Origin of the sequence: Microbacterium sp. CFH 31415 (assembly GCF_022538185.1) — a bacterium.
Taxonomy (GTDB): Bacteria; Actinomycetota; Actinomycetes; order Actinomycetales; family Microbacteriaceae; genus Microbacterium.
This window is the reverse complement of sequence record NZ_JAKYXC010000005.1, coordinates 127,315-141,278: the sequence shown is the minus strand read 5'-3', so window position 1 is coordinate 141,278 and position 13,964 is coordinate 127,315. Positions and strand designations below refer to the sequence as shown.

General features: G+C 68.8%; 15 protein-coding genes and 2 tRNA genes. 8 read left to right on the top strand and 9 right to left on the bottom strand.

From position 1 onward, the window contains the following. The first annotated feature begins 17 nt into the window (after window positions 1-17). The 5 genes from MK786_RS07270 to pknB all read left to right on the top strand — a co-directional run bounded on the left by MK786_RS07270 (window position 18) and on the right by pknB (window position 7,693). A complete protein-coding gene (locus MK786_RS07270) occupies window positions 18-1,256 on the top strand; it encodes a PP2C family serine/threonine-protein phosphatase (protein WP_241111556.1) in 1,239 nt (412 codons plus the stop codon). Then, window positions 1,253-2,650, top strand: coding sequence for an FtsW/RodA/SpoVE family cell cycle protein (locus tag MK786_RS07265; protein WP_241111555.1), 1,398 nt, complete (start codon window positions 1,253-1,255; stop codon window positions 2,648-2,650). Before MK786_RS07270 ends, MK786_RS07265 begins: the two co-directional genes overlap by 4 nt. A 64-nt stretch (window positions 2,651-2,714) precedes the next feature. Further along, the gene (locus MK786_RS07260) at window positions 2,715-4,172 is read left to right on the top strand and encodes a penicillin-binding protein 2 (RefSeq protein WP_241111554.1); all 1,458 of its coding nucleotides are present in this window, start codon (window positions 2,715-2,717) and stop codon (window positions 4,170-4,172) included. Next, the gene (locus tag MK786_RS07255; RefSeq protein WP_241111553.1) at window positions 4,169-5,920 is read left to right on the top strand and encodes a serine/threonine-protein kinase; all 1,752 of its coding nucleotides are present in this window, start codon (window positions 4,169-4,171) and stop codon (window positions 5,918-5,920) included. Before MK786_RS07260 ends, MK786_RS07255 begins: the two co-directional genes overlap by 4 nt. A 96-nt stretch (window positions 5,921-6,016) precedes the next feature. Next, on the top strand, window positions 6,017-7,693 hold the full coding sequence (gene pknB / locus MK786_RS07250) for a Stk1 family PASTA domain-containing Ser/Thr kinase (protein ID WP_308220029.1): 1,677 nt from the start codon (window positions 6,017-6,019) through the stop codon (window positions 7,691-7,693). 24 nt (window positions 7,694-7,717) lie between these two features. On the opposite strand, the gene MK786_RS07245 is transcribed toward pknB, so the two are convergent. Genes MK786_RS07245 through MK786_RS07235 form a run of 3 tightly spaced genes read right to left on the bottom strand, consistent with a single transcriptional unit; the run spans window position 7,718 to window position 9,295 of the window. Then, entirely contained in the window at window positions 7,718-8,353 is a 636-nt protein-coding gene (locus MK786_RS07245) for an aminodeoxychorismate/anthranilate synthase component II (RefSeq protein ID WP_374200442.1), read from the bottom strand. A 4-nt stretch (window positions 8,354-8,357) separates the two neighbouring features. Beyond that, complete coding sequence (locus MK786_RS07240) at window positions 8,358-8,513, bottom strand: hypothetical protein (protein ID WP_191764993.1); 156 nt, start codon at window positions 8,511-8,513, stop codon at window positions 8,358-8,360. Then, window positions 8,513-9,295, bottom strand: a complete 783-nt coding sequence (locus MK786_RS07235; protein ID WP_241111552.1) for a class E sortase — start codon at window positions 9,293-9,295, stop codon at window positions 8,513-8,515. The genes MK786_RS07240 and MK786_RS07235 overlap by 1 nt, the downstream gene beginning before the upstream one ends. A gap of 54 nt (window positions 9,296-9,349) precedes the next feature. On the opposite strand from MK786_RS07235, the gene MK786_RS07230 reads away from it, so the two are divergent. Continuing rightward, a complete protein-coding gene (locus MK786_RS07230; RefSeq protein WP_191764991.1) occupies window positions 9,350-9,589 on the top strand; it encodes a cell division protein CrgA in 240 nt (79 codons plus the stop codon). A gap of 143 nt (window positions 9,590-9,732) precedes the next feature. On the opposite strand, the gene MK786_RS07225 is transcribed toward MK786_RS07230, so the two are convergent. Further along, window positions 9,733-10,623 (bottom strand): rhomboid family intramembrane serine protease, encoded by an 891-nt coding sequence (locus tag MK786_RS07225; protein WP_241111551.1) that lies wholly within the window; start codon window positions 10,621-10,623, stop codon window positions 9,733-9,735. A 15-nt stretch (window positions 10,624-10,638) separates the two neighbouring features. Continuing rightward, window positions 10,639-11,211, bottom strand: a complete 573-nt coding sequence (locus MK786_RS07220) for a peptidylprolyl isomerase (protein WP_191764987.1) — start codon at window positions 11,209-11,211, stop codon at window positions 10,639-10,641. 98 nt (window positions 11,212-11,309) lie between these two features. Between MK786_RS07220 and MK786_RS07215 the strand changes: the two genes are divergently transcribed. Both MK786_RS07215 and MK786_RS07210 read left to right on the top strand, forming a co-directional pair. Beyond that, entirely contained in the window at window positions 11,310-11,822 is a 513-nt protein-coding gene (locus MK786_RS07215) for a DNA helicase (RefSeq protein WP_241111550.1), read from the top strand. Continuing rightward, window positions 11,815-12,288 carry a YbaK/EbsC family protein gene (locus MK786_RS07210; protein WP_241111549.1) on the top strand — a complete coding sequence of 158 codons (474 nt, stop codon included), beginning with the start codon at window positions 11,815-11,817 and terminating at the stop codon, window positions 12,286-12,288. The genes MK786_RS07215 and MK786_RS07210 overlap by 8 nt, the downstream gene beginning before the upstream one ends. Before the next feature lie 14 nt (window positions 12,289-12,302). On the opposite strand, the gene MK786_RS07205 is transcribed toward MK786_RS07210, so the two are convergent. The 4 genes from MK786_RS07205 to MK786_RS07190 form a co-directional block, all read right to left on the bottom strand. Continuing rightward, window positions 12,303-12,725, bottom strand: a complete 423-nt coding sequence (locus MK786_RS07205) for an NUDIX hydrolase (protein WP_241111548.1) — start codon at window positions 12,723-12,725, stop codon at window positions 12,303-12,305. A 57-nt stretch (window positions 12,726-12,782) separates the two neighbouring features. Further along, complete coding sequence (locus tag MK786_RS07200; protein ID WP_241111547.1) at window positions 12,783-13,508, bottom strand: Pr6Pr family membrane protein; 726 nt, start codon at window positions 13,506-13,508, stop codon at window positions 12,783-12,785. A 279-nt stretch (window positions 13,509-13,787) separates the two neighbouring features. Further along, window positions 13,788-13,860, bottom strand: a tRNA-Ala gene (locus tag MK786_RS07195). A gap of 13 nt (window positions 13,861-13,873) precedes the next feature. Then, window positions 13,874-13,950, bottom strand: a tRNA-Ile gene (locus MK786_RS07190). Between the last annotated feature and the right edge of the window lie 14 nt (window positions 13,951-13,964).

Sequence of the window (13,964 nt, the reverse complement as noted above, 5' to 3'; positions counted from 1 at the left end):
GGCGGGCACCACCACCTATGGTCTTCCAGGGCTCGAGCGCCGCCATCTCGCACACCGGCAAGGTGCGCTCCAACAACCAGGACTCCGGGTACGCCGGCTCGAACCTGTTCGTGGTGGCCGACGGCATGGGCGGCCACGCCGGCGGCGACGTCGCGTCGAGCCTCGCCATCGCCCGCCTCCAGACTCTCGACCGGCCCTACGGATCGACGGCCGAGGCGGAGCGGGAACTGCGCGATGCGATCGGAGACACCGCAACCCAGCTGATCGACACCGTGCACGACCGCCCGGAGCTGGCCGGCATGGGCACGACCGTCAGCGCACTCGTGATGGTCGATGACTACGCCGTCATCGCCCACATCGGCGACTCCCGCATCTACCTCTTCCGCGATGGCGCGCTCACCCAGATCACGACCGACCACACCTTCGTGCAGCGGCTGGTCGACTCGGGACGCATCACACCCGAAGAAGCGCGCTACCACCCCCGTCGCTCGGTGCTGATGCGCGTGCTCGGCGACATGGACCCCGATCCCGAGCTCGACACCTTCATCATGCCGACGCAGCCGGGCGATCGCTGGCTGCTCTGCTCCGACGGACTCTCGGGCGTCGTCGACGATTCGCACACGTCGAAGGCCCTCGCCATGGGGGTGGCGCCCGGCCGCACTGCCGACAACCTGCTGAAGCAGGCGCTCGACGGCGGCGCCCCCGACAACGTCACGATCGTCATCGTCGACGTCGGTGGCCAGCATCCACTCTTCTCCGGCACCCCCACGGTGGTCGGCTCCGCGTCGAACCCGGTCGGAGTCGACGTGCCCGCGGCGCGCCCCGGGCGGACGAGCTGGCTGCACCCGAACCGCCAGGCCGCGAACGAGCCGACGCACTTCGAGCCTGCGGCCGAGTTCCTCGAGGAGCTCATCGAAGAGGACCGCCGCCGCGTGCGCCGGCGCCGGATCGGCTGGTTCGTCGGTGTGCTGCTCGTGCTCGCGATCCTCGCGGGCGCGCTGTGGATCGGCTACCAGTGGACCCAGACCCGCTACTACGTCGGCGCTGACGAAGACACCGTCGTGATCTTCCAGGGCGTGCAGCAGGGCATCGGCCCGATCTCGCTCTCGACGCCGTACGAAGACACGCAGATCCCGCTCGACTCGTTGTCGGAGTTCGCACGGGCGACCGTCGAGCAGACCATCTCGGCGAGTTCTCTCTCAGACGCGCGTCGTATCGTGCAGTCCATCAGTGAAACCGCGGGAGGAGGCGGATGAGCGGCCCGACCACCGCAACCGAAGCGGTCTCCACCGACACTGCGGTCGTGCGCGCCCTGCGGCGCATCCGCGTGCCGCAGACGCAGCGCAACCGCGAGCTCGCGCTGCTGGTGTTCGCCTTCGCGATCAACGGATCCGCGGTCGCGCTCGTGCAGCTGGGCGCCACCGACGCGATCGACTGGACCTTCCTCGTCTACTGCGGCGGGCTGACCGCGCTCGTCGTCGCGCTGCACATCGTGCTGCGTCTGCGCGCACGCGACGCCGACCCCTTCGTCGTGCCGATCGCGACCCTCCTGACCGGCCTCGGCCTCGCGATGATCTACCGCATCGACATCGCGCGCGACCGCCACGGCTGGGAGGCGTTCTCGACCCGTCAGCTCGCGTGGGCCGCGATCGCCCTCATCGGCGCCGTGCTCGTGGTGCTGCTGCTGCGCAATTACCGCGTGCTCTTCCGCTACACCTACATCTTCGGCTTCGTGGGCATCGGCCTGCTGATCCTGCCGATCATCCCGGGCCTCGGCACCGACGCGAACGCCGACGTGTGGGTCTCGCTCGGCTTCTTCTCGTTCCAGCCGGGCGAGCTCGCCAAGATTGCCCTCGCGATCTTCTTCGCGGGCTACCTCGTGCGCACGCGCGAGAGCCTGACGTCGGTCGGCACGCGGTTCCTCGGCGTGACCTGGCCGCGGGCACGTGAACTCGGTCCCCTTCTCGTGATCTGGCTGATCTCGCTCGGCATCATCGTGATGCAGCGCGATCTGGGCACGGGCCTGCTGATCTTCGGCATGTTCGTCGCAATGCTCTACGTCGCCACCGGCAAGACCAGCTGGGTGCTCATCGGTGTGGCCCTGGCCGCCGCGGGCGCGCTGCTCGCGTCGCAGGTGCTGTCCTACGTGAACGGGCGCTTCACGAACTGGCTGGATGCCTTCAACCCCGAGGTCATCGACGCGAACGGCGGCAGCTATCAGCTCGTGCAGGGCATCTTCGGCCTTGCTCAGGGCGGTCTGATCGGCACCGGTCTCGGCCAGGGCCGTCCATATCTCACGCCCGTCGCCGAGAGCGACTACATCCTCCCGGCGCTCGGCGAGGAGCTCGGGCTCGTCGGCGTGTTCGCGATCCTGTGCCTCTACATGGTCTTCACGAGCCGCGGCATCCGCATCGGACTCGCCGGCCAGGACGACTTCGGCAAACTGCTCGCGACGGGCCTGTCGTTCACGATCGCCCTGCAGGTGTTCATCATGGTCGGCGGCGTGACCCGCGTCATCCCGCTCACCGGTCTGACGACGCCGTTCCTCGCGGCCGGCGGTTCGTCGCTCGTGGCGAACTGGATCATCGTCGCGCTGCTGCTGCGCATCTCGGATGCCGTCCGCAGTCGCCCCCGGGTGGTGATCGGATGAACGCGCTCGACCGCTGCGCGGCGCTGCTTCCGGCAACGCAAGACGTTCCGGGGGGGAGTGAGTCGTGACGAAAGAACTCCGCCGTCTCAGCATCCTGATGCTGATCATGTTCCTCGCGCTGTTCGGCTCCACCAGCTGGATCCAGGTCGTCAACGCGGAGGAGCTCGCGCAGAATCCCCGCAACACGCGCGCGCTGTACGACTCGTTCGAGGTGCAGCGCGGCTCGATCATCGCCAGCGGCGCCGCGATCGCGTCGTCGGTCGCGTCGGACGACGTCTACAGCTGGCAGCGCGTGTACACCGACGCCGACATGTGGGCACCCGTCACGGGCTACATCAACCCGGCGCTCGGCTCGTCCACCGGCATCGAGCAGGCGATGAACTCGTACCTGAGCGGCACCGCGGGCTCGCAGTTCCTGTCGCGGATCGAGCGGATCTTCACCGGCCAGCCGCCGCGCGGATCCAACGTCGTGCTCTCGCTCGATGCGGCCGTGCAGCGCGCCGCGTACGAGGCGCTGGGCGACCTCGAGGGCGGCATCATCGCGATCGAGCCGTCCACCGGACGCGTGCTCGCGATGGTGACGAGCCCCAGCTTCGACACGAACCTGCTCGCCGCGCACAACACCACCGAGGTCAACGCGACCTACGACGCGCTCGTGGCCGACCCGGGCAAGCCGCTGTCGAACCGCGCGATCGGCGGCGATCTGAACCCACCCGGGTCGACGTTCAAGCTCGTCGTCGCGTCGGCCGCGCTGGCATCGGGGAACTACACACCCGAGTCGACGTTCCCGAATCCCGCGACGTACCAGCTGCCGCAGTCGAGCAGCGTGGTGCACAACGCGAGCGGCGGCACGTGCGGCCCGGGAGCGACGGTGACCCTCGCCGACGCGCTGCGCCTCAGCTGCAACATCCCGTTCGCTGAGCTCGCCGTCGAGCTCGGCGATGCCGCGATCCGCGAGGAGGCCGAGAAGTACGGCTTCAACTTCTCGTTCGAACTGCCCCTCGTGTCGACGCCGTCGAGCTACCCGCGGGCGCTCGACGACGCGCAGACGGCTCTGACCGGCTTCGGTCAGGGTCAGGTCACGGCGACGCCGCTGCAGATCGCGATGGTCTCGGCCGGCATCGCCAACGGCGGACTCGTGATGAATCCGCGCATGGTCGACCGCGTGATCGGTCCCGACCTGTCGGTGCAGCAGACGTACGAGAGCTCGGAGTACGGCCGGGCGCTGGACGAGGGCATCGCCGAGGAGCTGGTTGCGATGATGGTCGCCAATGTCAGTGATGGCGCGGCGTCGGGTGCAAGAATAGAGGGCGTCGACGTGGCCGGTAAGACCGGTACCTCGGAGAACGGCCCGGACGATCCATACACGCTGTGGTTCACCGGGTTCGCGCCCGCGGAGAGCCCGCAGGTCGCCGTGGCGGTCGTCGTCGAAGACGGCGGCGGGCAAGGTCAGGCAGGGAGCGGCAACACCATCGCCGCGCCCATCGCAAAGAAGGTCATGGAGGCGGTGCTGGGCAGATGAGACCGACGCAGGGCGTGACCTTCGGCGGCCGCTACGAGCTTGATTCGCGGATCGCGATCGGCGGCATGGGTGAGGTCTGGGAGGCGACCGACCACGTCATCGGACGGACGGTCGCCATCAAGATCCTCAAAGACGAGTACATGGGCGATCCCGGGTTCCTCGAGCGTTTCCGCGCCGAAGCCCGGCACGCGGCCCTCGTGAACCACGAGGGCATCGCGAGTGTCTTCGACTACGGCGAGGAGAACGGCAGCGCCTTCCTCGTGATGGAGCTGGTTCCGGGCGAGGCGCTCTCGACGATCCTCGAACGCGACGGCTCGCTGTCGACCGACAAGACGCTCGATGTGGTCGCCCAGACCTCCGCCGCGCTCCAGGCCGCCCACGCGGCCGGGCTCGTGCACCGCGACATCAAGCCGGGCAACCTGCTGATCACGCCCGACGGTCGCGTGAAGATCACCGACTTCGGCATCGCGCGCATCGCCGACCAGGTGCCGCTCACCGCGACCGGTCAGGTCATGGGCACGGTGCAGTACCTCTCGCCCGAGCAGGCCTCCGGGCACCCGGCATCCCCCGCCACCGACACCTACTCGCTCGGCATCGTGGCGTACGAGTGCCTGGCCGGCAAACGTCCGTTCACGGGTGAGTCGCAGGTCGCCATCGCGATGGCGCAGATCAACGAGCAGCCGCCGCCGCTGCCGCCGACGGTGGCGGTGCCGGTGCAGAACCTCGTGATGGCGATGATCGCCAAGAAGCCCGAGGACCGGCCCGCGTCGGCCGCCGCTGTCGCGCGTGCCGCGACCGCGCTCCGCCGGGGGGATGTCGCAGCCGCCGCCGCGGCCGTCCCTGCGATCGCCACCGGCTCCGCGGTCGGCGACGACATGACGCAGGTCCTCACCGCCGGTGGAGCCACCGGCGCGGCGACCATGCTGCTCCCCGCCGGCGACGCCGACGCGGTGGAGGTCGAAGAAGAGCCCGCCAAGAAGAAGCGCAGCCCGTGGACGTGGCCGCTCATCGCGCTGATCGTGCTGCTGCTGCTCGTGCTCGGCGGAACGCTCTGGGCGATCTTCGCGAACCAGGACGACCCCGGCCCCGGGCCGACCACACCCACCGCAACGACGCCCTCCGTCACTCCGACGACCCCGACCCCGACCCCGACACCCACCGCGGAGCGCGTCGACGTGAGCGCACTCGGACTGATGGGCAAGACGTGCGCCGACGCGCGCGCCATCGTCGAGGGTGCCGACCTCGTCGCCAACTGCGCCGAAGGCAACGCCGCGCCGACCGAGGCCGACCAGGGTCTGGTCTACGACGTCAATCCCACCGGGCGCGTCGAGCAGGGCACGACGATCAACCTGACCGCCTACGGTCCGCAGACGCCGATGCCGGCGCCGTCCGCCCCCGCATTCGATGCGGCCGAGGTGGCGCCGGGGGGCACGATCAACGTCACCTGGCCGCAGTACACCTGCCCGCCCGGTGAAGGATCGGTGAGCGCATACAACCTCACCGCAGTGAAGGGCACGTTCGCGAACGGCCAGTCCACGTCGTCGTTCGGCCAGGCCGATCGGTCGGCGCAGGTCACCGTGCCGAACGATCAGTCGGGCAACGTGCTCGTGACCTACACGGTCACCTGCAGCGGCGGTCCGTCGGGAGAGCGCACGTCGGGAGCGTCTCCCGAGGCGAGCGCGACGATCCAGGCGCCCGCCGACGGCGGCGACAACAGCGGCGAGGGCGGCGAGGGCGGCACGCCCTGAGGCTCGCGAGGGGTCGACGCCGGACGGCGCGGCCCCTCCGCTCGGCTAGTCTGGCTGTTGACCACGCAGGGAGAGACTGTGACTGCTGAGCCGCGCGTGCTTTCGGGGCGCTATCGCATCGACGAGCTCATCGGGCGCGGTGGCATGGCCAGCGTCTACCGGGGTTACGACCTGACGCTCGGTCGTGCCGTCGCGATCAAGATCCTCGACCGCGAGCTCGCCGGCGACAACACCTTCCGCACCCGGTTCCGCCTCGAGGCGCAGGCCGCGTCGCGCATGGCCCACCCGACGATCGTGCGCGTGTACGACGCGGGCGAAGACACCGTGACCTATCCCGACGGCTCGATCCACCCCGTGCCGTACATCATCATGGAGCTCGTCAAGGGCTCTCTGCTGAAGGACATCATCGCGGCCGGGCCGGTTCCCGTCGCCGATGCGGTGCGCTACGTCGACGGCATCCTGGAAGCGCTCGAATACTCCCACCGCGCCGGTGTCGTCCACCGCGACATCAAGCCCGGCAACGTCATGGTCACCCACGCCGGACAGGTGAAGGTCATGGACTTCGGCATCGCGCGCGCGGTGTCGGACAGCTCGTCGACCGTCGCCGAGACCACGGCCATCCTCGGCACGGCCGCGTACTTCTCGCCAGAGCAGGCCAAGGGCGAACCCGTCGATGCGCGGGCCGATCTGTACTCTGCCGGCGTCGTCCTATACGAGCTGCTCGCCGGCCGCCAGCCGTTCCGCGGCGAGTCGCCGGTCGCCGTCGCCTACCAGCACGTGAGCGAAGCGCCGTTGCCGCCGTCAGAGGTCAACGAGTCCGTGCCGCGGTCGCTCGACGCGGTCGCCCTGCGCGCCCTCGCCAAGGATCCGTACCAGCGCTACCAGGACGCGGCGAGCTTCCGCGAGGCGCTCGACGCCACCATCGACGGTCGGTCGCCCAGCAAGCGGCAGGTCGGCGCGCTCACCAGCGAGCTGTACGGGCCGAACCCGAAGCAGGCCGCAGAGACCGCGCGGTCGCTCCGTCAGCTCAGCACCGACACGACCATGAAGCGCACGCAGGCCGGTCCGCCGGTCGCGTGGATCTGGGCCGGCGTCGGCGTGCTGGCCGTGCTGCTCATCTCGATCCTGTTCTGGGTGCTCTCGATCAACCCGGCCGAGAACGTGCCCGCCAATGCCCGGCTCGTGCCGAACGTGGCCGGTATGACGTACGACCGCGCGAATCAGGAGCTCCTCGACAACGAGCTGCTCTCGATTCGCGAAGACGTCGAGAACGGCGACGTGGCGGAGGGGATCGTCATCGGCACCGACCCGGAAGCGGGAGCGTCGGTCAACCCCGACCAGGCGATCACCGTCTACGTCTCGCTCGGGCAGGAGATGGCGACCGTCCCCGCCCTCACCGGTCTCGGACAGGATGCCGCGTCCGCCGCGCTCGAGGACGCCGGGCTCACGCTCGGCTCGGTGACGCAGCGCAACGACGCCGCCCTCGCTGCCGGCACCGTCATCTCGGCCGATCAGACCGAGGGGGCGAGCGTCGCCGTCGGCACGGTCGTGAACATCGTCGTCGCCTCGGGAAAGGTCACGATCGCCGACGTCACCGGCTACACCGTCGAGGGGGCCAAGCGCGACCTTGAGGCGGTCGAGCTCACCGTGACGACCAAGGAAGATCCGTCGTGCCCCGCCGCCGCGCCGCCGACCGTGTCGACGCAGTCCCTAGCGCCTGGCGACGTGCCCGTCCACTCCACGATCGAACTCGGGTTCTGCTCGGGCGAATAGGCGTGCGCCGGGCTGGCGTCTGGATCAGCGCCGCGGGCTCAGCGCGGCGCCGCGGGACGCGGCATCCGGGTAGCCGACCGTCTCCAGCCAGTTGCCCAGCAACCGGTGCCCGCCCTCGGTGAGCACGCTCTCGGGGTGGAACTGCACCCCGACGATGGGCGCGATGCGATGCGCAACGCCCATGATCACGCCCTCCGGCGTGCGGCTCGTCACGAGCAGCTCGTCGGGCAGCGTCTCGGGCACGATGGCGAGCGAGTGGTAGCGGGTGGCCGTGAACGGGTCGGGGAGACCCCTGTACAGCGCACTGCCGTCGTGGTGCACCGGCGACGTCATGCCGTGCATGAGTTCGGGCGCATGATCGACGGTGGCCCCGAAGGCCTCGCCGATGGCCTGGTGTCCGAGACAGACACCGAGGAGTGGGATGCCGCGCCCGGCGGCCGCACGGACGACCGCGATCGACGCGCCGGCGTCGGCCGGCGTGCCGGGCCCGGGGGAGACGAGCACGCCGCGGTAGGGCGCGATCAGCGCAGCCGGGTCGGCTACGGCGTCCGCCTCGACCAGGTCGGTGTCGGCGCCCAGCTCGTGCAGATACCCGACCAGCGTGTGGACGAAGCTGTCGTGGTTGTCGACGACGAGGATCGGCGACGGGCTCATCGGCATGCGGTCACTCGACCGTGACTTCCTGCGGGTTGACGAACTGGCTGACCCACGGGAACGCGTAGAACACCAGGCCGTAGAGAACCGCCGCTGCAAGGATCACGAGGATCAGAACCCGCACCCACCAGGGACCGGGGAGGATCCGCCACAGCGCGGCGTACATCAGGCGATCACCGCCAGCGACGCGGGCTCTCCGGCGGAGCGCGGGGTGAACGACTCGAACACGCCATAGGCGACGATACGCTCGGCGAGCGAGTACATGGGGCTGCAGCTGGTCATGGTGATGTAGCTCGTTCCGGCGGGCACGTCGAGCTTCTGCGGCACGGGCAGCAGCACCTCGACCTCATCGGGCGTCACGTACTCGAGCGTGCGGAAGCGGTAGGTGTACCACCCGTCCGCGGTCTCGACCACGATGGCGTCGCCGACGCGGAGATCGGCGATGCGGTTGAACGGCTTGCCCCACGTCGTGCGGTGGGCGGCGACCGCGAAGTTCCCGGCCTCACCCGGCATGCTCGTGCCGGGGTAGTGGCCGATGCCGATCGGATCGAGCGTCACTGGCCGCGACACCCCGCCTGCCATCGGCACGGCGTAATCGGCGCCGAAGCGGGGGATGTGCATCACGCCGAAGCGCTGACCGTCGCCGGGCTCATCGAGGATGATCGGCTCGGCCGTCACCGGCTCATCGGGGGCGGTGGCGTCGGGCTCATTGGTGCCCGGATACGCCTCGGCCCACTCCTGCGAGAGCTCGTGGCCGGTGGCGTTTCGCTCGGCGCCGTAGATCAGGTCGCCGACCCACAGCTGCCAGACGACATAGAGGAGCACGATGACTCCGGCGGTGATGAGCAGTTCGCCGAGGACGCCGACGACGGACGTGCGCGGCCGCGCACGCGCGCGTGAGCGACGGGGTCCGGCATCCCCCAGGCCGCCGGCGACAGCTTCCTCCACAGCTGGATTCTAGCCAGCGCACGCTGAGGGGCGCCTGGCAGTTAGACTTCTCGCATGGCACGACCCGGCAAAGAGGACGACTCGCTCGTCGAACGCGCAGAAGGCGAAGCTGCACCCAACCCGGTGTGGTTCAAGCCGATCATGATCGGCCTGATGCTGGTCGGACTCGTATGGGTGCTCGTCTTCTACCTGAGCGGCATGCGCTACCCGATCCCCGGCATCGACGCCTGGAACCTCGTGATCGGATTCGGCATCGCCTTCCTCGGCTTCCTGATGACCACTCGCTGGCGATAGCCCGCACGCCCGCGACGAATCGAAGAGCCCCGGCGAGACCGGGGCTTTTCGCTGCGCGGACTTGTTGACAACGTTGTTGACAGGTGTGAATTACACCGGTGTGATTCATCCCCATGTGTGGATGAACCTGTGGATAACTCTCGTCAGCGCAGCACGAGACCGGGCGCGAACACCGGCACGAGCAGCAGTGCGACGAGCCCGAGGAACACCGCAACGAGCAGCGCGATCTGAAGCCCGCGGCGCTCACGCGACCGCGTCCGGGTGAAGATGAACGCCACCAGCAGACCGGTCAGCAGGCCGCCGACGTGAGCCTGCCACGACACGTTGAATCCCGGGACGAACCCGATGGCCAGGTTCACCGCGAGGATGATGGCGATGCCGCCGATGTTGGCGCCGATGTGCCGGCCGATCACGAAGAGCGCCCCGAAGATCCCGAAGATGGCACCGGATGCTCCGACCACCGGTGTCAGGAACGACAGCAGAGTCACCGCCACCGAGCCGCCGAGCGCACTCAGCAGGTACAGCGTGACGAACCGCCAGCGCCCGAGCAGCGGCTCGAGGCTGCGGCCGATCATCCACAGCGCCAGCATGTTGAGGCCGACGTGGAAGAAGCTGCCGTGCACGAGCGCGACCGTCAGCAGCCGCCACGGCTCGAAGCGCCCGGTGAGTTCGGGGTACAGCGCCGGCCCGAAGTAGAGCAGGTTCTGCTGAATGGTCGAGCCGATGCCCGGGATCAGCGTGAGCAGGTAGACGAAGAGCGTGATCCCGATGATCGAGTAGGTAACGAGCGGCCGTGTGTCGGCCACCGCCACCGGGCGCGACCGTGACCACCGACGCTCCGCCTTCCGCTGTGCGGGTGAGGCTGCCTTCTGCTGGTCGCGCAGGCACTCCGGGCAGATGACGCCCACTGCAGCGGGAGTCTGGCACTCGGGGCAGATCGTGCGCAGGCACCGCTGGCAGAGCACGAAGCTCTGCCGATCGGGGTGCCGGTAGCAGAAGTTGTCGCTGTTGCGACGGAGATCGTCAGCGGTCACGACGCGGCAGCGGCCTCAGGCCGCGGCGATGTCCACGGACTGCAGCACGACGGGCTCGATCGGGCGGTCGCCCGCGGCGGTCGGCACCTCGGCGATCGTGTCGACGACGGCCTTCGAGGCGTCGTCGGCGACCTCGCCGAAGATGGTGTGCTTGCCCTGCAGCCACTCGGGGCCGCGCCCGCCCTGGCCGGGAACCGTGATGAAGAACTGCGAGCCGTTGGTGCCCTCGGCCTTGCCCGTGATCGCGTTGCGGCGCAGACCGGCGTTGGCCATCGCGAGCTTGTACGGCTCGGTGAAGGTGAGCTCGGGGCTGATCTCGTCGTTGAACGTGTAGCCCGGTCCGCCCACGCCCTGGCCGAGCGGGTCGCCGCCCTGGATCATGAAGCCCGAGATGATGCGGTGGAAGACGACGTCCTTGTAGAGGGGACCCTCGCCGGGCTTGCCGGTGGCAGGGTGAGTCCAGGAACCCGTTCCATCGGCGAGGCCGATGAAGTTCTGGACGGTGCGCGGTGCGTGGTCACCGAAGAGGTTGACGACGATGTCGCCGTAGTTGGTGTGGAAAGTGGCGACAGCGGTGGGAATCGGCATTGCTACATTCTTCCAGAGTTCTGTGCAACCCCTCCCGCCTCTGCGCAGGTCTGGCAAGATGGATCGAACCAGATCCCCGGTTCGATCAGGAGGGCATCGTGAGCCTCAGCCGCAAGCGCAAGAAGGAACTCCGCAAGCTCCAGACACAGGCGACCAGCCTGTGGGAGTCGCAGCAGGTCCTGGTCGGTGAGGCCGCGTCGGTCGCCCGAGAAGCCGGCCGGCAGCTCGGCCACCTGAACCGCGAGCAGGTCAAGCCCCGCGTCGCCGCCGGCTACGAGACCTACGCCGCGCCCTACGTCGAGAAGGGCAAGCGCGTCGTGAACAGCACGGTGATCCCCGCGGCGGGTGCCGTCGTCGGGTCTGCCATGTCGGTGTGGGATGCCGCGAACGACACGCGCTCCCGCCTGGCGTCGGGCCGCGGCTTCGACTTCTCGGCTTTCAAGAAGCCTGCGCCGGCACCGGTCAAGAAGGGCATGGGCGCCGGTGGCGTCATCGCCATCATCCTCGGTGTCGCCGCCGCTCTCGGCGTGCTGTACGCCGCGTGGCAGACGCTCCGTGCCGACGACGAGCTGTGGGTGGCCGACGACCCGCTGCGCGCACCGGATGCCTGATCCCCTCGACCGGGTGAAAGACGCGGCATCCGCTCGCGGCCTCGACATCGAGATCCGCGAGCGTCCCGCCGCAGACAGCCTCGCCGAGGCGGCCGAGATCCTCGGCATCGCCCCTGCGGGCATCGTGAAGACTCTCGTGGTCAAGCGCAGCGACGACACCTACCTGTTCGCGCTCGTGCCCGGCGATCGTGCGATCTCCTGGCCGAAGCTCCGGGCCGTGGTGGGGGTCAACAAACTGCAGCTGCCCGACCCGCAGCGCGCTCTCGAGGCGACCGGGTATGAGCGGGGAACGATCGTCCCGATCGGGAGCACGCACGACTGGCCCGTCTACGCGGACGAGCAGATGGTGGGTCAGCGCGTCGCGATGGGGGCGGGTGCCCACGGGTACAGTCTCTTCGTCGACGCCGATGATCTGATCTCGGCCTACGGCGCGACCGTGGCCGACATCTCACAGGCCGCCGGGTAGCGGCATCCGCTCGTTCAGATCCCGGCCATCTCGCGGGCGATGTCGACGAGTTTGACGCGCTGCAGGTCGTCGACCTCGGCGAGCGGGAACCAGCTCGCACGATCCGTCGACCCGTTCTTCTCGTTGCGCAGCTTGCCGCCGATGACGTGCGCGCGGTAGACGATGCGCAGAGTGTGCAGCGGCTCGGTCACGCCGGGGGTGAGGCGACGTCCCGGAGGGATGACCCGCGAATGGATGCCGAGCAGTTCGTCGATCGCGACCTTGTAGCCGGTCTCTTCGCGCACCTCGCGGCACGCGGCACGCTCGGGATCCTCGCCGGGTTCGAGGCCGCCGCCGGGCATCGTCCACGCCGCGCGGCGGCCCTCGTTCCAGTGCGCGAGGAGCAGCCGGCCGTCACCGTCCATGACGACCGCATAGGCCGCGACGCGCAGGTCCATGCTTCAGCCTAACCGGCGAACCCCTTCGCGGACGGGAGGGGTCCGCCGGTGCGAGGCTCACGCTGCGACAGCGCCGATCGTCGGAGTCGTCGAGGTGGTGCGGCGCGAGCTGCGACGCTCGCGGTAGCGGTCGATCGCGATGATGCCGGCACCGATCACCACGAACGCCCCGAAGATCCCGGCGATGTAGACGAGCGCCGAACCCCACCCTCCGGGACCGTGCGGGTCGAGGAACGGGTACGGGTACCAGAACGGGGATGTGCCGGACGGGTCGGCGACCAGCTCGCCGCGGACCATGGTGTACAGCAGCCAGGTCAGCGGGTAGGCGGCGAACGCGGCCAGCCCCCACCACGGGATGCTGTGACGCTTGGGGGCGAACAGCAGGTCTGCCAGGAAGTACAGCGGCAGCACCACGTGCAGCATCTCGATCGCGTATGAGTCGAGCATCGCGATCCCCGCAGAGTCGCCCAGTGCGGCACCGCTCGGTCCACCTCGCAGCAGGATGTTGTAGACCACGCCGAGCAGCAACATCGGAGCGGTGACGACGCCCATCGCGAGTGCGATCGCCAGCGGCTCGCGCGCCGTGTTCGGGTGCATCCGCGCCCACACCGCTGCTGCGGTCAGAGCGGCGACGCTCATCAGCGTGGACACGATCGTGAACATGCTGAAGTAGTTCGCGAGGACGACCGCGAGGTCCTGTCCCTGCCGGGTCGCACGGTCGACATTGACGATATAGCCGGCGGCTGCACCTGACAGCCCCGCGGCCGCGGCTGCGAGCCTCATCCATGACCAGTACATCTGCTTGCCCCTTCCCAGTCGAACTATCTGTGCCCCAAGTTCGTGAGGAAGGTTTATCGCTGCTCGTACGTCGCGCGCTGAGATGCTGTCGTCGAAATCAGACGACGGAACACCGGTATGGGGCATCCGTTGTGTGGGACATACATAATGTCCACCGATTGGGGGACGTTTTCGACAAACGCTTTCCGCGACACGGGCAGGTCCATTGAGTGCCCGTTAACGGGAGAAGGACCGACCCGTCGGGGGCCGGTCCTCTTCGCGTTGTGGAGCCTAGGAGATTCGAACTCCTGACATCCTGCTTGCAAAGCAGGCGCTCTACCAACTGAGCTAAGGCCCCGGGGCTGTGGATTTGGTGGGGCTACCAGGACTTGAACCTGGGACCTCTTCATTATCAGTGAAGCGCTCTAACCGCCTGAGCTATAGCCCCGTCTGCTGCGACGC

What these genes read in the sequence shown, in the direction of transcription:
- MK786_RS07220 (WP_191764987.1), bottom strand. Translation starts at nt 11,211, where the DNA reads ATGCCGATTCCCACCGCTGTCGCCACTTTCCACACCAACTACGGCGAC.
- MK786_RS07205 (WP_241111548.1), bottom strand. Translation starts at nt 12,725, where the DNA reads ATGGACCTGCGCGTCGCGGCCTATGCGGTCGTCATGGACGGTGACGGC.
- MK786_RS07230 (WP_191764991.1), top strand. Translation starts at nt 9,350, where the DNA reads ATGGCACGACCCGGCAAAGAGGACGACTCGCTCGTCGAACGCGCAGAA.
- MK786_RS07255 (WP_241111553.1), top strand. Translation starts at nt 4,169, where the DNA reads ATGAGACCGACGCAGGGCGTGACCTTCGGCGGCCGCTACGAGCTTGAT.
- MK786_RS07270 (WP_241111556.1), top strand. Translation starts at nt 18, where the DNA reads ATGGTCTTCCAGGGCTCGAGCGCCGCCATCTCGCACACCGGCAAGGTG.
- MK786_RS07265 (WP_241111555.1), top strand. Translation starts at nt 1,253, where the DNA reads ATGAGCGGCCCGACCACCGCAACCGAAGCGGTCTCCACCGACACTGCG.
- MK786_RS07210 (WP_241111549.1), top strand. Translation starts at nt 11,815, where the DNA reads ATGCCTGATCCCCTCGACCGGGTGAAAGACGCGGCATCCGCTCGCGGC.
- MK786_RS07200 (WP_241111547.1), bottom strand. Translation starts at nt 13,508, where the DNA reads ATGAGGCTCGCAGCCGCGGCCGCGGGGCTGTCAGGTGCAGCCGCCGGC.
- MK786_RS07240 (WP_191764993.1), bottom strand. Translation starts at nt 8,513, where the DNA reads ATGTACGCCGCGCTGTGGCGGATCCTCCCCGGTCCCTGGTGGGTGCGG.
- MK786_RS07245 (WP_374200442.1), bottom strand. Translation starts at nt 8,353, where the DNA reads ATGCCGATGAGCCCGTCGCCGATCCTCGTCGTCGACAACCACGACAGC.